This window comes from Mycobacterium kiyosense, from assembly GCA_021654635.1.
GTDB classification, from domain to species: domain Bacteria; phylum Actinomycetota; class Actinomycetes; order Mycobacteriales; family Mycobacteriaceae; genus Mycobacterium; species Mycobacterium kiyosense.
Genome location: AP025179.1, coordinates 1,687,942 through 1,706,855, shown reverse-complemented (window position 1 = coordinate 1,706,855; position 18,914 = coordinate 1,687,942). Strand labels below are relative to the sequence as shown.

The following is an 18,914-nucleotide window of genomic DNA, read 5'->3' as shown; positions in this document are numbered from 1 at the left end:
ACCCCCCTCAAGCAGCACTCCTGGCTCGCAAGCGACCCTGAACCCGCTTTCAGGACTTCCTGCCGAACTTCTCCGATGAGACAGTGGCCGCATATACGCAGAACTACGACCACGCATCTTCAGCGAGTCACGGGGACTGCCGACCTGAGTCGTGTCGCCGGACGTGTCCGAGGGGGGACTTGGCCACCTACGACACGGGTTGAGGTCTTTCAATTGAGTCCGAACTGACCTAGTCGAGTCTACGGCGTGAGTGATCCGGGGCGAAGTAGTAAGGCCCACTCGAGCAGCGACTAACAACTGGCCACAGCGTCGAGCAGAGCATCGATGAACTTGTTGGCCTGATCGTTCAAATACATCCTCGAGTGCGCGGCGCTCACGGTGACATGGTTGCCGTCCCTGAATCGCGCCGTGATCGTGCGGACTACCCGACAGTTGTCATCGACCACAGTGGCCGATAAGTCGACGACGTCGATGTTAGAAACGGACTGCACGGTTCCGGTGATAGTGGGCCTCTCTGTACTGGTTTCAGGGTCGATGGTCAGTTGCCCAAGTACGTTGTCCTGAATCCAGTAGAACGTGCGGAGCAGCGGTGAGTATCCTGCGTGCTCTTCGATGACCGCAGCCCATATGGCGACCGGCCACTTCGTGAAGCTACGCACAGCCGAGGCGAAGCCCCAATTGACCTGAACGTCACCGGTGTCGCCGGAAAGAACAGTTCTCACGTCTTGCAAAGTGACTACGGGTCCAGAAGTACTGTCACGATTCTGGGCCATCGCCGGTTGCTCCTTTTAGCGTTACATAGTGATTCGGCTTGTGGTGACGCCTCGCAGGTTCATCAGTCGCCGCAGCAGCTCCAAGTATCGCCGGCCAGAACCTGTTCCCCGTCGTCGCCGCGGTCCGCGAGTTCGTAGATGTCCGGGTCGCGATAGCCCTGCGCCCACTTCAGCAGCACGGCCTCCCCGTCGTCGCACTCATCGAATTCGCGGAGAAGGTTGTACATCTCGATAATCGACAAGCGGTCGACTGAGAGAAGGCCGGCGTTCAGGCTGACAAGGTGCACCGTGCAGGTGCCGTCGTCGTGCTTGACCAGTTCGTGCGATTCTGCTGTCATGCCGTTAATGCTTCTCCGGGTCAGACCAGAAGTCGAACATGCTCGATAGCGACATTTTGATTTGGCCGCCGTGAAATGTCGTATCCGGTGGCTAGCGCCCGGCTTCTTCAACGCTCGCCTCGTGCAACTCGACCCGGCGTGTGACGTGTCGGCCACTGGCTTATACGCCACTGCTTGGATCAAGTCAAACAACCAGAACTAGATTTCTCGACAAATGGTTGTTTGATAAGTGACCGCTGCTAGAGTATAGGCATGCTGCCTGCTTCGATTCCTGCTCGCTTGGTCGACGCCGGCGTTCAGGTGGTGACTGGCGATGCACACAGCATCACATACCGGATAGATGACCGCCCAGTGGTAGCGGACCTAGTACTGGCAGAACGCGTGCCATCTCCGGCCGCCGTCCTCGGTCATGTGCGCCGCCATCCCGGCCGCCGCGTCTTCGTGGTTTGCGAGACCATCTCAGACGAGGCACGTTCAGCGCTCCTGTCTCACATCGACGTGGATCTCAGCGTCGGCAGCACCGGCGAACTGGTGCTCTCCGGGCGAGCGTACCGAACGCCCACACCAGGACGGCCCCACCGCGCAGCCAGCGAGCGCAGCTGGCGCCGGCGGGCGGCCGAACGGGTCTGTGTGCTCACGCGCGACCAGCTCCGCCAACGCGACATCGCTGACGCCATCGCGGTCAGCCAGCAGGCGGTGTCCAAGATGACCGAGAAGGATCCGCTGCCGGACACGCCCATGACCTCGGCTGCACGCCGGGAAATCCTGATGAAACTGGCATCGGTACCCGCAGACAGTGGACTCGTCGAAACGTACTGGTATGGAATGGATCCGGTAGTGGAGCAGGTGCGCAGCGCGACCCGACTCGGCGCGGAGCTCACCGTACGGATCCTTGCCGGCGGCGAGGTCGCCGCCGACGTCCTGCAACCGTGGCGGGTACCAACCAGAGGTCTGGTCTACGCCAAAGAACTGGTTGACCTCTCCGACTTCGGCCTGGTGGAGGCCACCGCCGAGGAAGCGACCTTGACCGTGCGGGTTCCGGCCGATCCGACAGTCTGGACCACCGCGTCCTGGTGGCTGCGGGTTAGTGATAGGCAGCGTTCCGACATCATCACCGTGGATCCAGTGATTGCGCTTCAGGACCTCAGCGACGGCGCCGATCTCGGCGACGGTGCGCCGCAGCGTCTTGGCGACTGGATCGTGCACCGGTGACCGGAACAGCATCGGTCGTGATGGCATGCACCGCGGTGGCCGAAGACAACGGGATGCGTGCGCTGCGCGACGTGGCCGCTGTCGCCGCCGACATCGAGTACCGCGTCATCGGCGGTCACATGGTGCGGCTGCTGCGGCATGTCTACAACGTGCCAGGCATACCGCGGCTGACCTCCGACGCAGACACCGGGATCGATGTAAACGTGGTGACTACGGACGACCTCCACGATCGGCTCACCGCGCTGGGGTACATCGCTGAGTGCGGCAACCGCTACGAGCGAGGTGAGCAAGCGGTTGACCTCCTGGTTCCTGCCGCAGCCAAACCGGGCAAGCAGATCATCGGCGAACGAGCCTTCGACGGAGCGCCAGGACTGCGCGTGGCGCTGGCCCTGCCGCCGATCAAAGTCGCTGTTACGGCCCGGCTCACCGACGGCGACATGATTGAGTTCGAAGTCCCGGTTCCCGACGTCGAGGCAGCATTCGTGCTGAAGATGCTGGCACGTACCGTTCGCGACTCCGAACGTGACCTCCAGGACATCGAGACATTGCTGGAGATCGTGGCGTCACAACCCGAATACCGCGCATCACCGTGGCGCCTGGACGACCCGAAGATCACAAAGGCCGGCGAGCGCGGCGATGCTGCGCGTGTGGCAGCGCAGATGATCTCCAGTCCGCCGACGAGGGTGCCGGCCAGAGTGCGGGCTCTGCTCCGGCGCCATGTCGCCATCGTGTCGCGATGATGTAGCGGCATGCTGCAGGTTTTCGCACTTCGGGTCGTGTCGGTGTCCAGTGCCATTGTGAATGGCCTGAGACAACGGGAGCCAAGAAAAGAATGCTGAGCAGGAGCACGGAAGCATACGCCGGGCGTTGCGCAGGTCAACGCTAGGTGTCAATAACGGCTAGGGCCTTGTCGGCCCAGCGGCGTAATCTAGTTACATGGATGTAGTTCCTGCAACGCCCGCCAACCTCGGCAAGGATACGTCGCCGGGGAGAACTGGCGAATCCGCCGCGCAGGTCCATCCAGCAACCGAACCCGAGCCGGCCGGGTCGTGCGCCGACCGCTTCCAGATCCTCGCCCTCGACGGAGGGGGCGCGAAGGCGCTGTTCACCGCACATGTGCTTGCGCGTCTGGAGCAGGACTTGGGCGTCGCGATCGGCGATTCCTTCGATCTCATCGCTGGGACTTCGGCGGGTGGCATCGTCGCACTGGGTCTCGGTGCGGGCCTGAGGCCGAGCGAGATCGTTTCTCACTACGAAGAATTGGTTGAAAAGGTCTTTCCGGCATCCAGGCGGCGAGTATGGCGTCGGCCACGCCAACTGAGATCGCCCATCTATGACGCGAAAGCGCTGCGGCAGGCATTGACCGGCGTCCTCGGCGCGCGACTGCTCGGCGACAGCACCAAACGACTCGTCATCCCTGCTTGGGATGCGCAACGCGGGGCGGTACATATCTTCAAGACTCCGCACCACACACGGCTGAGGCGCGACGGGCAGATACCGATGGTAGACGTAGCAATGGCAACCTCGGCGGCGCCGCTGTATTTCGCCGCGGCGCATATCGACGGACACCGGCTCATTGACGGTGGGGTATGGGCCAACAACCCGGCCGTCGTGGCGATTGCCGAGGCCGTCAGCATGCTCAATGTCCCCCTTGAGGCGATCACAGTCCTCAACGTCGGCACCATGGATCAGCTCACCGATCACCCAAAACGCTTGGATCGGGGCGGATTACTGCACTGGGCCAAACCGATCGCTCCGCTGATCCTCAGCGCCAGCAGCCGCGGCGGCCAGGGGCTCGCCGAACACCTGATCGGCAAATCGAACTACACCCGCTTCGATGCCCTGGTGCCCGGCGGGCTCTACGCACTCGACTCGGCGGACCCGAAGGACGTGGCCGGACTTGCGGCCTCAGTCAGTCGAGAACTCAGTCCCACCTATACAGCGAAATTCGCCAACCACCACGCACCCGCATACACGCCTGTGAACGGAGACCGCCACCGCGGTGATCCGAGCGGCACTTCACACATGGAGGGCTCCCATGCAACTCGCTGACCACTTCAACGTCTTGCTGAAGGACACGGTCAACCTCAGCCAGTTCAAGCTGGACCTACTCAGCGATCGCGTCGATGCAATCTATAAGGCGCTCAAAGCCGACGACCAAATCGGCGCGGTGATTACCGGCAAGAGGCCGCAAGGTTCGTGGGCGCATCGCACCATCATCGACCCCGTCGGCAACAACGAGTTTGACGCCGACTTCATGCTCGATATGACCGAGAAGCCGGACTGGGCCGACAGCCCCAAGGCCTACCTCGATGAGGTCTACGCTGCCCTTCACCGGCACAGCACCTACGGCACCATGCCGCACTCACGGAAGTGCCGCTGCGTGCGGCTCGTCTACGCCAACTCCATGCACGTCGATATCGTCCCCCACCTCAACCTTGCCGACGGCCGCGAAGTCATCGTCAACCGTGACGACAACCAATGGGAGCTGACCAACCCGCAGGGCTTTACCGACTGGATGAAGAACAAGGACTCCCTCGCTAATGGAAACCTGCGCAAAGTGATCCGACTGATGAAATACCTTCGCGACCACAAGAATTCGTTCACTGGCACCCGTTCAGTCCTTTTGACAACCATGCTCGGTGAGCAGGTGACAGAATTGCGCAAGCTGCTCGACCCGGGTTACTACAGCAACGTCCCCACGACCCTTCTTCATGTCGTGCAAGACCTCGACACCTGGCTGCAAGCGAACCCAATCAAGCCTTCTATCGCCGACCCGTCCGGCTCCGGCGTGACATTCGATCACCGGTGGGGACCAGACCCCGAGAGCGCCCAGGCGACCTACAGCTACTTTCGTGACCGAATCCACGTGCACGCTGGCGAGATCAAGGCGGCCTACGAGGAGAAAGACAAAGGCCGCAGCATTCAGCTGTGGCAGAACATCTTCGGCGACGGATTCAAGGCGCCGGCCACTGTCTCAGCTAGCGCGAAGTTTCCGGCCGCCGCCCTCGCCGTGGCCTCAACTGTGGGGCGCTCTGGTCGCGCCGGGTGACCAGACGTCACCAGCCCGCGCTGACAGGCTGGCAGAAACATCTCCTCGCCGAACTCAAATCGCTAGCCCAACAACGCCCGGACGACATCCAGGTCCGCGGACGACCGAAGCTGGACCGTGATGGTGAGGCGGTGCTCCGCATCGCGCTACGCACGGCCGACATCCCACATCATCCGGGCGGCCTGCAGCTACAAGAGACCGAGGAGTTCATTCTTCGGCTTTGCCCATCTCCCTACTCGCTACCGGCGATCGACGTCGATCACATCCGGTTCCTCGGCTACCCCCATGTGCTCGCGGGCCAACGACTATGCATCTATTTGGACCCCTCACGGGAATGGCAGCCCACGCTCGGTGTGGCCGGTCTGCTCAGCCGACTCTGGGACTGGCTCGTCGACGCCGCAGCCGGAAACTTCGATGCCTCTACTGCCATGTACCACGCCGTCGGCGGCGTGCTTCACCAAGCAGCCGACACACCCACCATCGTCATCCGAGAAGCCGGACCGGCAAAGCGCCATCAAACGGCTTGCCTGATCGCCCGATCAACCCACCGATATGACCTGACGTACTCGCCTGTAGCCGGGTATCGCACACCGGTGTTCACTCTGGCCACCGCGCTGCCATTCGGCGCCGCGTCAACATTGGCGCTGTTGCTCGCTCTGCTGGACGATCCGTACAAGGACCGCCTCAAAAGGACGGGCACCCCGGATCGCACCGCAGTCGCCGGCGTTCCTCACTGCCCTCCTGGCGAGCGCGGTACGAAATCACGACGACGCCGAGCAATACTTCGTCCTCGCCGTGCCGCACCCCGCCGGAGGCCCACCCCACCTCTTGGGCGGACGGCTTCCCGTCCCGACAGCGAATGCGCTCCGCGCCGTCGCCCAGCAACGCGGCGTGGGCGTCGTTCTCGACCCCGCGAGGATCAATACCGAAATCCCGATTGAGTGGTGCAGGATGTCTGATGAACGACCCGAAGTGACAACCCGTCGCGACGCTGGCCGCCCCGTCAACGGATTTCAAGGAAGGATTGTCCACATCTGGGGCTGCGGCGGACTCGGATCATGGATCGCCGAATTCATTGCCCGCGCCGGAGTGTCGGAGATCGCCGTGTGTGACCCCGGCGTCATCACCGGCGGTCTGTTAGTCCGACAGAACTACGTCGAAGACGATATTGGCCGTTCCAAAGCCGAGGCACTCGCTAGTCGCCTCCGCGCTATCCGCGATGACCTGACCGTGACCGTCGCGGAAGGACACCTGCCCGGGGATCTCACCTCATGCCTGGCAGCGGATCTCATCATTGACGCCACTGTGAACAACGGCATCACAAGCTATCTGGATGGATTAACTACTTTGTCTGACCGGAGAGCGTTGATCGCTCAGGTGGCCACCGATGCTCGCTCCGGCACGCTCGGCCTGGCTGTGCTGTGCGCCGCAAAGTCAGGAGTGACAGTATCCGATATCGATCGAGACGCTGGCCGAACAATCCAGTGCGACAGTGGACTTGAGCTCTACCACCCGCTGTGGCAGGAAGCCGGCGATGACGATGAACTCATACCAACGAGGGGCTGCTCGGTCCCTACGTTCCACGGTTCGGCAGCCGATCTCGCGGCGGTCGCGGCCACCCTCGTCAACCTGATAGGAAGCCATCTCCAACAAGCCGATCCCGCGATCTCGGGGACACACGTCATCGCTCTGCCACACGCAGCCGACGGCCCACGACACCACTTCCTCCCGGCCGGACCGCAAGCCACGGATCACACTGCAGGGACAGAATGAGGGCAACCCTACGCCATGGCTGCGGCGCTGCTGAGGGTGTAGTTGTCCAGCGACTGCGCACCGAGGGCGACCAACTGGATCAATGCAGTGCCACTTCAATCAGGACGCATCTACGGCGCTTCCGCAGGCAGCATGCCGACATTGAAATTCAGGTCCTTGAAGTCGACCTTCACTGCTTCTTGGTGGCGGCGGTACACCTTCGCCGATGCATCGAGCGGATGTCTCGACGCATGCCCGGGTTTAGTGGTCCGCTCACCACACGGTTGCGGAGCGTCGACATCGACGCCCCTTCGCTGCTTAGGCCGCGGAACGTCAGCGAGCACATTGATCAGTACAACCTCGACCTGGTCAGGCGCATGACGTCCTCACGCTGGCTCGGCTCGGGGAGTTGACGAAGGTAGAACCGAGGTGGTTAGCCATTGACCGGAGCTGATCGACGCGGCGTCGTGCCGGGACCAGTTCGGCGCCTTCAGGTCGCAGGCCACTGGGGAGCGCCCAGCTGAGACCACTCGTGGCGCCGTCACGGGATGTCTTGCTAGTCACCTGCATCGTCTGTTCAGTACTCGCCACTCGATTGCGTTACCGCTCGGTGCGGCTCCTCGGAAACAGGATGCATATGGCACTCGCGTCACGGCATGTGATGGGGTCTTCGCCCCCCGGATGAAATCTCAAGAAAGTGGTGCTAAGACGGGCAGGAGAACCCCGAGCAGTATTTCGTCGACGTGCAGGTATCCAGCTGCTAACGATCTTGGCCAGGATGCGGTCTATGAGATGCGCCTGCGTTTCAGTGCGATACCACTTCGCCATCGCCGGTTTGCACGTGACAATTGTTCTGCAAGGTGCAAGTGAGTGAACTCGTCAACCATGATGTCGGACCGCAGTCGCCTCGGTTCGCGAGATCGGCGAGGAGAGACGGGCGTGCTGAATATGCGTGGTGGGCATTCCGAAACGTTTTCCGGTCAGTAGTATAGGCGATCGTGTCGTTGAGCACGGGTCCCATAACCGCGGCGGTCATCGCTGCAATTAACAAGCCCTCTTCCGTTAGGTTCTCCACGAGGTACATGAAGTCCATGCTTGCCTACAGCTGTTGTTCGGTTACGGATACATGCGTGAATCGCGGGTCTCCCGCGCGTTCACTGATTCCCGCGTACCAACTCTTTACCGCGGATCCACTCGGATCATGAAGGAATCATTGGCCGCGTTCTGTCGCCGCAACATCTCGGTTCGTGGCCGGAAAGCCCTTGTTGCATGACGGGTCTCGTCAAACGCATCTGGCTCCCGATCGTGATGGTTGTTGTCGTAGCAGTCGGGTCCTTCACCGTATCGCGGCTGCGCGAAGTTTTCGGTTCGGATCAACATGTTTCGAGCGGAAGCAACGCTGACGCGATCGTCGCGTTCAATCCCAAGCGTGTTGTCTACGAGATCTTCGGTCCGACTGGAGCGACGGCGACCATCCACTATCTCGATGCCGATGCCCAACCGCAGGAGGTTGATAACGTGGCTATACCGTGGTCGGTGCGGATCGAGACTACGCTCAGCGCGGTCGTAGCCAATGTGGTGGCGCAGGGCGACAGTGAACGACTTGGGTGCCGTATCACCGTCAACGGCGTTGTGCGTGACGAACTTACGGTGGAATCGCACAACGCCGCGACGAGCTGCCTGGTGAAGTCCGCATGAGAGGCGAACCTGACAGCGGGCGGGTGGTCGCCAGCCGAACAATCCGGTGGTTGGCGCTGCCGATCATCCTATTCTGGGTCGCGTTGTGCGCCCTCATGAATACGTTGACGCCGCCGCTGTCCAAAGTCGCCGGAACTCATGCAGTCTCGTTCAGCGCCCACGATGCGCCGTCCCTGATCGCGATGAAGCGCATCGGCAAGGATTTTCAGCAATTTAATTACGACACCACGGCAATGGTGTTGCTCGAAGGCCGAGACAAGCTGGGCGACAGCGCGCATCGGTTTTACGACACGCTGATCGCCAAACTGTCCGAAGACAGAGCTCACGTCGAGCATGTCGAGAACTTCTGGGGTGACAGCCTGACCGCGGCAGGATCGCAGAGCACCGACGGCAAAGCCGCCTACGTCCAGCTGTACTTGACCGGCGATGGAGGGAGCGCGGCAGCCCACGAATCCGTCGCCGCCGTCGAGCGCATCGTGGACAAAGTGCCAGCGCCGCCTGGGATCAAGGCCTATGTGACGGGTCCGGGTCCGCTCAATGGCGATACCCATACCTACGGCGATCGCAGCCTGGAAAAGATCACGGTAATCACCGTCGTCGTGATCGCGATCCTGCTGCTCATCACGTATCGCTCGATGAGCACCGTGCTGCTCGTGCTCCTGACGGTGGGCGTCGAATTGCTCACCGCCGAAGGCGTCGTCGCCACGCTGGCCAACAACAACGTCATCGCCCTCTCCACGTTCTCTGTGAATGTGCTTGTGGCACTGGCGATAGCAGCGTCGACGGACTACTCCATCTTTCTGATCGGCCGCTACCAGGAGGCTCGCGCGGCCGGCCTAGACCGAGAGGCCGCCTACGACGCCATGTTTCACGGAACGGCCCACGTGATCCTCGCCTCCGGGCTGACCGTCGCGGGAGCGATGTACTGCCTGAGTTTCACCCGTCTTCCCGTCTTCAACACTCTTGGTTGGCCGTGTTCGCTCGCGGTCCTGGTGGTTACCGTGGCCTCGTTGACCCTGGCACCGGCCATCATTGGCGTCACCAGCCGATTCCGAGCATTCGACCCTAAACGTACAGTGAGCACCCGACGTTGGCGACGAATCGGCACCATTGTCGTCCGGTGGCCCGGCCCGGTGCTCGTTGCGTCGATCCTGGTATCGCTGATCGGATTGATCGCCCTGCCGAGCTATCAGACCGGCTACAACGAGCGCTACTACCTGCCGGCCGATACCCCCCTCGAACATTGGTTTCCAGGCGTCGGACCGGCACTTCCCCCCAGGCCCGCATGGCGCCCGAGCTGCTGATGATCGAGGCCGATCACGACCTGCGCAACCCGACGGACATGCTCGTCCTGGACCGGATAGCCCGCAGCGTCTTCCATACCCCCGGTATCGCACGGGTGCAAGGTATTACCAGGCCGCTGGGCTCCCCGATCGACCACGCCTCGATCCCGTTCCAGATCAGCGCGCAAAGCGCGGTCGCGATCGAGAACCTCAAGACGCTTCGCGCACGCGTCGCCGACATGTCGAGGATGACCAACGAGTTGCAACGCATGATCGACATCTCGCAGCACATGGAAGACCTGACGCGACAGCTGACCAGCGTGACGCACGGCATGGCCGGCGACACCCAGCAGATGCGGGACACCACCGGCGAGTTGCGAGATCACCTCGCCGATTTCGAAGACGTATGGCGGCCCATTCGAAGCTACTTCTATTGGGAGCGGCACTGTTTCGACATTCCGCTGTGCTGGTCGCTGCGGTCGCTGTTCGAGGGAATCGACGGCGTCGACCGACTTAGCGAGAACGTCGGCAACCTCGCACGCAGCACCGACCAACTCGACAAGATCATGCCGCAAATGCTGGCGCAGATGCCCCCGCTGATCGCGGCAATGCAGATGGTCAAGGATCTCGCTCAAACGGCGACCAGCACCTTCTCCGGGTTGATTACCCAGATGGACGCGTTGACCCGTAACACGACCGTGATGGGACAAGCCTTCGACGGCGCGAAGAACGACGACTTCTTCTACCTTCCGCCGGAAGCCTTCGACAACCCGGACTTTAAGCGCGGCCTGAGCATGTTCTTGTCGCCCGATGGCAGCTCGGCACGGTTTTTCATCACCCACAAGGGCGATCCGGCAACAGCCGAGGGAATTTCGCACATCGACAGCATCAAACAAGCCGCCGACGAGGCGGTCAAGGGCACTCCCTTGGCGGCGGCGAACATCTACCTGACCGGGACCGCGGCGAACTATAAAGACATGCACGACGGTTCCATATACGACCTGATGATCGCCGCGGTGGCGTCGCTGTGCCTGATCTTCATGATCATGCTGGCCATCACCGGAAGTGTGGTCGCCTCTGCGGTCATCGTGGGAACGGTCACCATCTCGTTGGGCTCGTCATTCGGCTTGTCGGTGCTGATCTGGCAGCACATGCTGCATATGCCGCTGCACTGGCTGGTGCTCGCGATGGCCATCATCGTCCTGCTGGCCGTCGGATCGGACTACAACCTGCTGCTGGCCGCGCGGTTCCGAGAAGAAACCAGTGCCGGCCTCAAGACTGGGATGATCCGCTCAATGGGGAGCACCGGCGCGGTCGTCACCACCGCCGGCCTGGTATTCGCGTTCACCATGGGCACGATGGGAACCAGCGACCTGCGCGTCGTGGGCCAGATCGGCACCACGATCATGATCGGACTATTGTTCGACACCCTGATCGTGCGGTCATTTATGATGCCGGCGGCCGCGACACTGCTGGGCCGCTGGTTCTGGTGGCCCCGCCGCGTTCGTTCTCGTGCGGATTCGAGTCCTAATGGCACGCGCACGATCGCGCACCGAGCGGCGGACTTCCCGACGAACGCACCCGTGGCGTGAATGGCGTTGGTGAGCGACACCGTCGTCTTGCGCAAGACGCACACGAAAATTTCTGACTCTGCAGTTGCAACTAGTGTAGGTAGAGATACTCGAATCGGGCAGACGCCCGCCGCAACGCTGTGATTGATTCAGCTAACCGAATTCCGGATGTCTTCGACGAGCAGATCTGGCTTCCCATCCCGGCCCCTCAGCGGTGATCCGCTACTGAGTCTCGACGAGTACGTGCCGAGCCAAGGGTAGCCGTGGCCGGGAGCCCATGCGCGAATCATTTGGCGACGGCGCCGGTTCGGCTACAGCAGTTGGTGTTCATATGTAGTGATCTACGATTGACTTTGCCGAGTAAGGAGTGCGACGAGGAGATAAGACCTGACGAACGAACGCTGCTAGGACCGAACCGCAACCGCGCAGGCGCTCACCGCAGCCTCGGCAATCACGTCATTTTTCATTAATCTACTTAAGGCCAATGCCTCGATGACCACCGATTTGCTGCAATCCAAAGTCGATGTGAAGATCGATCAGTTCGTCTTTACCCAGTGAGGCTTCTTTGCCTTCTAGGATGAGAATGTTGGAATCCCTTGGTAAATCATCATCCAAAGCCGGTCGACCATGCGGCACCGCCGCAGTGACGACGCGTCCAGCGGGTTCGACGAACCACTCCTCGGTGAGTCCGATGCCGACAGGCCGGCTTGTAGGTGGCCGCGGCGGTGCTTCAGCCGATGACTCAACATGGCTGTTGGAACATGTTCGCGCACAGCGGCAAACGATATGCGATTAGTTAACTCGTCGTCAGGCTGGATCGGGCGCAGGTGCCATCCTCGAGCCAGCCACCACCAGCGGTAGTAAGGAAGGATCACCCCGACATATGGTCGGCGGGAGGTCATCGTCGAATCGACCCGGACGCGTTGCCGGTACAGCTTCGCATTGACCGCAGGTCTCGCGGCTTGGGCGTTTTTGGCCATCCATGAGAATGCAATATCCCGGGGCCGGTCGCGGTCTCGATTTTGGCCTCCGATATCGCCATGCACACCGGCGGACCGTCGCTCTTGCAATCGCCGGACCAGGCGCCGTGACAGCCTCGGCGTCGAAACGGTAGTCGCAAACGGACATCGGCGTTCATCGAGGGCATGCTTTGCCGCTGCTACGTTGGGGAGTCCGCCGTAAACGCACACCGCGCCACCTCGATCTGCGCCTTGAGGCCTAGCCATCCCTCAAATTAGACGGTATTCCAGACGCCGAGAAAGTGCAGATTGTCATCCGCGCGCCCGTTGACAATCTTGTTGATCGCTGCTTAAGTCGCGTTGTGCAGCCGCTAGAGATCATGTTCGAACATCACCTGTGGGCCACGCAGTTCCTCATCCAGCACTGCAAGACACTTACGGCAGAGCAATTGGAGTACTCGACACCCGGCACGTACGGCGCGATAATACCGACGATAACGCACCTCATTGCGGAGGACCAACGGCTCCTTGAACGGCTCACCGGAGAGTCAGCTGCCACATCCGTCACTGAGGAAGGTGCGTTTCGCTTGGAGGAGCTTGAAGCCGTGTGGGAGGGCGAGGCCAGACGGTGGCGGGAAGTGATCGCTCGCGTTAACGAGCTGTCGGTAACTTTGCCTGCTCGCGGGAAATGGCCAGAAGTACCCCACGCGGAAGGTCTCGTACTCCTAGAAGCGATTCAACACGGTAACGACCATCGGACGCATGTCTGCTCGGTGCTTGGCGCCAACGGACTCGATGTTCCATTCTTGTGCGGCTGGATGTTTTGGCGGTCCACTGGCAGAGTCGGAATCGTAGAACAGCCTGCGGTTAACGCATAGGCGTTTGAATGCGATCGGGCGTGTCGAGCTCTCTGAGCGTCCGGAACGGGCCTGTTACCAGACCATGTTCATACCGCAAATTGCGCCGTATTCGCCACTGTTGGCAGCTAATCGCCTTGGCATGCTCCGCGCCCGATATGAATGGCTGGCGGCCCTTGGGGTCTGAATGCGTTTGTGCGCCGGAAATGCGGGTCGATCGGATTCGGTCGGTATTTTCCCACGGGACCACGAGGTCCTCATTTAACTCCATTCCTGCGATGATATCGCCAGCCATACAAGAACAACGTCATACGTGGAGTGGCTACGGGAAAATGGATGCACCGGGGGGTGACGTACCGGGCGTATGAGGGGGACGATTGAAGTCGCGCGTCGACACACTAGGCAAAACCTGGAAGTCCGACCAAGGAACAGTCATGACTAGCTTCACGCCAACTCTGCAGAAGCGCGCCGCGATGCTCGCGGAGATCGCTTCAGGGGCTGCTCACCGAGAACGCCACGGGATAGACCCTCGCGAACAAGTTGAAATGGTCCGTGATAGTGGATTGACCGCTCTAACACTAGATCCAGCGCTTGGCGGCCCGGGTGGCACCATCGGCGATCTTGTAAGTTTCATCATCGAGTTGGCTGAGGCTGACCCAATTGTCGCTCACATCCTGCGGTCCCATTATTTGCAAGTGCGACAAATCTCACGGCTCCCTGATGGCCCAATCCGGGATCGGTGGGCCGCAGAACTGGCCGCGGGCAAGATCTTCGGTAATGCCACCAGCGAAAGAGACGGCGCCCTGGGCACGTACCAGTATGCGACCAAGTTAGTCTCGTCAGGTTCTGGATGGCTATTGTCTGGTGCGAAGTTCTACAGCACGGGTACGGCATATGCAGACTGGGTGACTGTGGTGGCGCAGCTAGATGAAGACCAGGTCGTCCGGGTGAACCTACCGCTGGACCGGCCAGGGATCGAAGTACTGGATGACTGGGATGGTATCGGACAGCACCGAACTGGAACAGGCACTACACAGTTCACCGATGTGTGGGTCACTGAAGATGACTTTCTCAATGTGACCAGCCCCAAGGTCGAGCGGATTGCCTCTGACGTCCCGTTGATGCAGCTGTATTTGCAAGCGATCATGGCCGGGATCCTGCGCACAGTGGTCAGTGACGCAACTGATTTGCTCAGGTCACGTACTCGTACATTCGACCATGCACCTTCGCAAAGTCCAAGGCGAGACCCTCTGCTCCTGGAAACAATCGGCAAACTTGCCTCGACTGCGTATATTGCTGAGGCCGCAGTACTCTCGGCTACATCGCATATCGACGCAGCCTACGCGAGCGAGCGTACTGGTAATCCTGATTCCGAACTGTTCGCTCGCGCGTCCCTCGCAGCGGCACAGGTAAAAGTGCATGTGGACGAGGCCGGACTCTCCGCAGCTAGCGCGATTTTCAACGTAGGCGGAGCGTCGTCCGCGAGCCGTGCGAAGAATCTGGATAGGCATTGGCGCAATATTCGGACGCTCACTTTACATAATCCAACGTCTTATAAGGCCGTTGCCATTGGCGATCACGTCGTGAATGGAACGGCCTTACCCGCCAATGGGTACTTCTGACCGCCAGCCTGTGCTATGCAACGCGAGACCGGCCAAGGCGCGAGCTCACATCGCGCTCCGCGTAATGACCCGATCGGTGTAGCCTTCCTTAAACCGAAATTGTGTACTTCGGTAAACGGCGTGCTTGCAGGGGTGAGCCTAAGCAACATTAACGGTGGGGGATATCTGGTTTGTTGTGGGCGGCGGCGAGGCGGCCGTGCGAGGACGTCCGCCTAATGGATCGTCGCGGCTGGGCACGTCCAAACACTCCTGTCCGCGCCGAGACACCGAAAGTAGCTCCGGTAGCTGCGCGTCCGATTGATGTCGCACGACCTCGCAGGCCTGCCCACGACCTTCGGCCGCTCGGCCACCGGAGCAAGGACAACCGCATTCAGATCCGACATGCAGTGCACTCAGACAAATTGCGCTCCTCAGAACGACCGGGCGTGGAGACTCTCGAAACATGTATTAGTGTCGTTGTCTGTGAATGAACGAGGCAGCAACGTGGATAATGTGTCATGGCAGGGCTTCTCAACAAAGGCAGTCCATGCCGGGTTCGTTCCGGATCCGCTGACTGGTGCGGTGAACGTGCCGATTTATGCGAGTTCGACGTTCGCGCAAGATGGTGTAGGTGAACTGCGCGGGGGTTACCAGTATGCGCGGGCGGCGAACCCTACACGATCTGCGCTGGAGCAAAACCTCGCGGCACTGGAAGGGGGAGGGTACGCGCGGGCCTTTGGATCGGGCATGGCTGCGACGGATTGTCTTCTTCGTGCTGTCCTGAAACCGGGCGACCACTTGGTGCTCCCAAACGATGCCTACGGTGGGACCTTTCGGCTGATCGATAAAATCTTCCAGCGGTGGGGTGTCGAGTACAGCGTTGCTTCGATTAGCGATATCGATGATGTGCGCGCCGCAGTCAGGCCAACCACTAAGCTGCTATTGATCGAGACTCCCACCAACCCGCTTCTCAATATTGGTGACATTGCCGCACTTGCGGAGCTTGCTCACGCAAGTGGAGCTAAACTGGCCGTAGATAACACGTTCGCCTCGCCGTATTTGCAGCAGCCACTTAGACTTGGCGCAGATGCTGTCATACATTCCACTACCAAGTATATCGGTGGTCATTCTGATGTCATTGGTGGTGCGCTGATCACTAGCGACGAGACGCTTGACTCGGAATTCGCCTTCCTCCAGAACGGTGCGGGAGCTGTGCCGGGACCATTTGATAGCTTCCTAACTCTGCGTGGCGTGCGGACGCTCGCTTTGCGGATGGAACAGCACTGCACCAACGCAGAGCGATTGGTAGAGATGCTGGTTGCGCACCCGAAAATCGAGAAGGTGATTTACCCTGGCTTAACCGGTCACCCTGGGCATAAGGTGGCGGCTAAGCAGATGCGCCGATTCGGTGGAATGATTTCAGTTGAATTGGTTGGCGGCCCGGAAATTGCACGCAATTTTTGCTCACGAACTAGGATATTTACGCTGGCCGCCTCTCTCGGGGGTGTCGAATCGTTGGTCGAGTACCCCGCTGCGATGACCCATGCCGCGAACACGGGATCAGAACTTGAAGTGCCGGCGAATTTGGTGCGGCTGTCGGTTGGAATCGAAGATGCGGGCGATCTGATATGCGATATTGAAGAGGCGCTAAAGTGATTGGTTTGGGGTTCACTTTCGCTACCTGAGAATTGTCAGCTTTAATCACCCTCCACCACCGGAGCGCTACGTGGTACGAAGGACCAGCGGCGATTGTCAGTCCTGTTTGGCCGGTTAGTCAGATCTAGCTAGATGGAGCATCATGTCAGACCACGCGGCACAAGATCCGAAGGCATTCCGGGAATTTGAGCTAGCCGGTTGGCAACGAGCGGTGGACCGCTATCACGATGCATGGGGAGGGCTTACCCAGCAAGCGGCAGGCGCGCTGCTCGATGCGGTTGGTGTCACAAGAAACGCGCGGCTATTAGATTTAGCGACTGGACCAGGTTATGTGGCTTCAATGGCGTACGAGCGAAGTGCCGATGTAGTTGGTATCGATTTTTCTGCGCAAATGATCCAGAAAGCCCGAAATCTATATCCGGACATCAGATTCGAAGAGGGAGACGCGGAAAGCCTATCATTTGTCGACGAGACGTTTGACCGGGTAACTATGAACTTTGGGATTTTACATCTCGGCAATCCGCAAGCCTGTATCAATGAGAGCTTTCGCGTATTGCGTCGTGATGGACGGTTGGGCTTTACTGTCTGGGCATCGCCCGAAGAGGCTTTAATATTTTCCGTGATCCTACAGTCCGTGGCTGAGTACGGTAGAACAGCAGTGATTCCCCATGGTCCAGATTTTTTTCACTACAGTAGCAGCAGCGAATGCCGCAAGGCGCTCACCGCGGCCGGATTCACGCGGATAGAGGTTATGCCGATTGACTTGACCTGGCATCTGCAGGATGTGGACGACATATTCGACGCGTTTCTCTACGGCACGGCGCGCACAGGAGGGCTGCTTCAAGCGCAAGACGATACTGCTCGCACGGCTATAGCCACCCAGGTGCGCGATGCGGCACTAGCTTTTCGGGCCACCAACGGGCATGTCGCTATACCGATGCCTGCAATCCTAGCTATAGGGAACAAGAGCTGAAACTCGGTCTGGATTAGACGACAGGTTTGGACTAGTACTAACCGCTTGATATTATTGCGCGGATTGCTGCATCTCGGCATCGATGAACTTGTAAAGATCGCTAATGACGATTGAGCGGCTGGGGCCGATGCTACGGGTAAATCGTCTCTCGTTTCGCATGTATCCGGCGAAGAAATCAAGCCTCTTCGCAAAAAACTTTTCGAGCGGCGTCGGGTTAGTGAGTGGTTCGTCAACCATTTCTAGGCGGTCACTAAGACTTAATTTTTCAATGATATAGTCGCAAATATCACCTACCGCCGAACAAGACTCGCCACTGATGTGGTATACATCCTGCCTCGGCGTCTGCATTTCTGAATTTACCACCGCAAGCGAATCTTCAATAACATGATCCACGGGTATAAAAGAAATCCGAGCTGCGCGATCACCTTCGAAACGAACTACGTCCTTAGAGTCCCCGAGCATGTCCTTAAACCGACGCAATTCAGTGATAAAGCCGTATAGGCCAGTATAGCTACCGCTTGGCTTATGGTCATGCGAAGTTCCGACGATAACCGATGGCCGTAAAATAAGCGTCCTGAAAGCTTTAGATTGCGCTACGATGTGCTCCGCTGCGCATTTGCTTTCCTCGTAAGCGTTGTGAAACGTTGGTGGAACATGCAGTGCCTCTGGTAGGTCGCCATTAAGAGATCCGCAGGTATAGGCAGTCGAAATATAGATGAATAGATCAGCGTTGACATGCGTAGCGAGTTCGAGTGCGTTTCGAGTTCCGTCGACATTGGTCGCGAATACGGCCTCTCGACGGCCGCGGCTCCACTCCAATGAAGCTGCAAAATGCCAAAAAATGAGGGGTTCACTACCGAAGCTGATTGAGCCCGGCTCGATACCGCATAGCGGCTGCGAGAGCTCAGACTCGACGATTGACATCCGTCCATCACGGTCGCCGCGCGTGTGTCCAGCAAGTTTCAGCGCCCAGCCGACACGTTCCTCGCAGGAGCAAGCTGAATTGGGTCGTGCTAACACAGCTAGTTTTGAGTCAGATGGCTCACTCAGCAACCGTGCCAACATATGGCTGCCTACAAAACCGGTGCCCCCCGGTCATCACGTGAGTTGTCATACTGCGGCCCGCCCCTGTGCCCTTCGTGCGAGATGCCAATCATCGCATCCGCAGATCCGCCGACCATCTTCTATA

At 59.7% G+C, this 18,914-nt stretch carries 14 protein-coding genes and 4 pseudogenes; 13 read left to right on the top strand and 5 right to left on the bottom strand.

Features of this window, described 5'->3' with window-relative positions; translation table 11 throughout:
• Positions 1-290 precede the first annotated feature (290 nt).
• Positions 291-722: a hypothetical protein gene (locus tag L6444_RS08075; protein WP_236981633.1), complete on the bottom strand. Its 432-nt coding sequence runs from the start codon at positions 720-722 to the stop codon at positions 291-293.
• 113 nt (positions 723-835) lie between these two features.
• Positions 836-1,111: a hypothetical protein gene (locus L6444_RS08070; RefSeq protein WP_236981632.1), complete on the bottom strand. Its 276-nt coding sequence runs from the start codon at positions 1,109-1,111 to the stop codon at positions 836-838.
• Positions 1,112-1,411: 300 nt separating this feature from the next.
• Here L6444_RS08070 and L6444_RS08065 point away from each other — a divergent pair, with 300 nt between their 5' ends.
• The 9 genes and pseudogenes from L6444_RS08065 to L6444_RS08025 all read left to right on the top strand — a co-directional run bounded on the left by L6444_RS08065 (position 1,412) and on the right by L6444_RS08025 (position 11,700).
• Complete coding sequence (locus tag L6444_RS08065) at positions 1,412-2,323, top strand: hypothetical protein (protein WP_309298752.1); 912 nt, start codon at positions 1,412-1,414, stop codon at positions 2,321-2,323.
• Entirely contained in the window at positions 2,320-3,063 is a 744-nt protein-coding gene (locus L6444_RS08060; RefSeq protein WP_236981630.1) for a hypothetical protein, read from the top strand. The genes L6444_RS08065 and L6444_RS08060 overlap by 4 nt, the downstream gene beginning before the upstream one ends.
• Positions 3,064-3,259: 196 nt before the next feature.
• Positions 3,260-4,375: a CBASS cGAMP-activated phospholipase gene (locus L6444_RS08055; RefSeq protein ID WP_236981629.1), complete on the top strand. Its 1,116-nt coding sequence runs from the start codon at positions 3,260-3,262 to the stop codon at positions 4,373-4,375.
• Positions 4,362-5,375, top strand: coding sequence for an SMODS domain-containing nucleotidyltransferase (locus tag L6444_RS08050; RefSeq protein WP_236981628.1), 1,014 nt, complete (start codon positions 4,362-4,364; stop codon positions 5,373-5,375). The genes L6444_RS08055 and L6444_RS08050 overlap by 14 nt, the downstream gene beginning before the upstream one ends.
• Positions 5,372-6,316 carry a hypothetical protein gene (locus tag L6444_RS08045; RefSeq protein ID WP_236981627.1) on the top strand — a complete coding sequence of 315 codons (945 nt, stop codon included), beginning with the start codon at positions 5,372-5,374 and terminating at the stop codon, positions 6,314-6,316. The genes L6444_RS08050 and L6444_RS08045 overlap by 4 nt, the downstream gene beginning before the upstream one ends.
• 10 nt (positions 6,317-6,326) lie before the next feature.
• Positions 6,327-7,148, top strand: coding sequence for a ThiF family adenylyltransferase (locus tag L6444_RS08040; RefSeq protein ID WP_236981626.1), 822 nt, complete (start codon positions 6,327-6,329; stop codon positions 7,146-7,148).
• A 1,078-nt stretch (positions 7,149-8,226) separates the two neighbouring features.
• A pseudogene (locus tag L6444_RS08035) lies at positions 8,227-8,400 on the top strand (acyl-CoA dehydrogenase family protein); the annotation flags it as partial.
• A complete protein-coding gene (locus L6444_RS08030) occupies positions 8,397-8,825 on the top strand; it encodes an MmpS family transport accessory protein (protein ID WP_236981625.1) in 429 nt (142 codons plus the stop codon). The pseudogene L6444_RS08035 and the gene L6444_RS08030, both read left to right, overlap by 4 nt.
• Positions 8,822-11,700, top strand: a pseudogene (locus L6444_RS08025) (MMPL/RND family transporter). Before L6444_RS08030 ends, L6444_RS08025 begins: the two are co-directional and overlap by 4 nt.
• Before the next feature lie 551 nt (positions 11,701-12,251).
• Here L6444_RS08025 and L6444_RS08020 read toward each other — a convergent pair.
• A complete protein-coding gene (locus L6444_RS08020) occupies positions 12,252-12,659 on the bottom strand; it encodes a hypothetical protein (protein ID WP_236981624.1) in 408 nt (135 codons plus the stop codon).
• A gap of 3 nt (positions 12,660-12,662) precedes the next feature.
• A pseudogene (locus L6444_RS30480) lies at positions 12,663-12,905 on the bottom strand (hypothetical protein); the annotation flags it as partial.
• Between the two features lie 113 nt (positions 12,906-13,018).
• On the opposite strand from L6444_RS30480, the gene L6444_RS30475 reads away from it, so the two are divergent.
• The 4 genes from L6444_RS30475 to L6444_RS08005 all read left to right on the top strand — a co-directional run bounded on the left by L6444_RS30475 (position 13,019) and on the right by L6444_RS08005 (position 17,725).
• On the top strand, positions 13,019-13,516 hold the full coding sequence (locus tag L6444_RS30475; protein ID WP_373877613.1) for a DinB family protein: 498 nt from the start codon (positions 13,019-13,021) through the stop codon (positions 13,514-13,516).
• Between the two features lie 413 nt (positions 13,517-13,929).
• The gene (locus tag L6444_RS08015; protein WP_236981623.1) at positions 13,930-15,117 is read left to right on the top strand and encodes an acyl-CoA dehydrogenase family protein; all 1,188 of its coding nucleotides are present in this window, start codon (positions 13,930-13,932) and stop codon (positions 15,115-15,117) included.
• A gap of 462 nt (positions 15,118-15,579) precedes the next feature.
• Entirely contained in the window at positions 15,580-16,752 is a 1,173-nt protein-coding gene (locus L6444_RS08010; protein WP_236983911.1) for a cystathionine gamma-synthase, read from the top strand.
• A gap of 142 nt (positions 16,753-16,894) precedes the next feature.
• The gene (locus tag L6444_RS08005; protein ID WP_236981622.1) at positions 16,895-17,725 is read left to right on the top strand and encodes a class I SAM-dependent methyltransferase; all 831 of its coding nucleotides are present in this window, start codon (positions 16,895-16,897) and stop codon (positions 17,723-17,725) included.
• Between the two features lie 51 nt (positions 17,726-17,776).
• Here the strand turns inward: L6444_RS08005 and L6444_RS08000 are convergent.
• A pseudogene (locus L6444_RS08000) lies at positions 17,777-18,805 on the bottom strand (SDR family oxidoreductase); the annotation flags it as partial.
• Positions 18,806-18,914: the final 109 nt, after the last annotated feature.

Excerpts from the sequence above, each read along its gene's own strand:
- L6444_RS08015 (WP_236981623.1), top strand. The coding sequence starts at position 13,930 with ATGACTAGCTTCACGCCAACTCTGCAGAAGCGCGCCGCGATGCTCGCG.
- L6444_RS08050 (WP_236981628.1), top strand. The coding sequence starts at position 4,362 with ATGCAACTCGCTGACCACTTCAACGTCTTGCTGAAGGACACGGTCAAC.
- L6444_RS08055 (WP_236981629.1), top strand. The coding sequence starts at position 3,260 with ATGGATGTAGTTCCTGCAACGCCCGCCAACCTCGGCAAGGATACGTCG.
- L6444_RS08005 (WP_236981622.1), top strand. The coding sequence starts at position 16,895 with ATGTCAGACCACGCGGCACAAGATCCGAAGGCATTCCGGGAATTTGAG.
- L6444_RS08020 (WP_236981624.1), bottom strand. The coding sequence starts at position 12,659 with ATGGCCAAAAACGCCCAAGCCGCGAGACCTGCGGTCAATGCGAAGCTG.
- L6444_RS08030 (WP_236981625.1), top strand. The coding sequence starts at position 8,397 with ATGACGGGTCTCGTCAAACGCATCTGGCTCCCGATCGTGATGGTTGTT.
- L6444_RS30475 (WP_373877613.1), top strand. The coding sequence starts at position 13,019 with ATGTTCGAACATCACCTGTGGGCCACGCAGTTCCTCATCCAGCACTGC.
- L6444_RS08070 (WP_236981632.1), bottom strand. The coding sequence starts at position 1,111 with ATGACAGCAGAATCGCACGAACTGGTCAAGCACGACGACGGCACCTGC.
- L6444_RS08040 (WP_236981626.1), top strand. The coding sequence starts at position 6,327 with ATGTCTGATGAACGACCCGAAGTGACAACCCGTCGCGACGCTGGCCGC.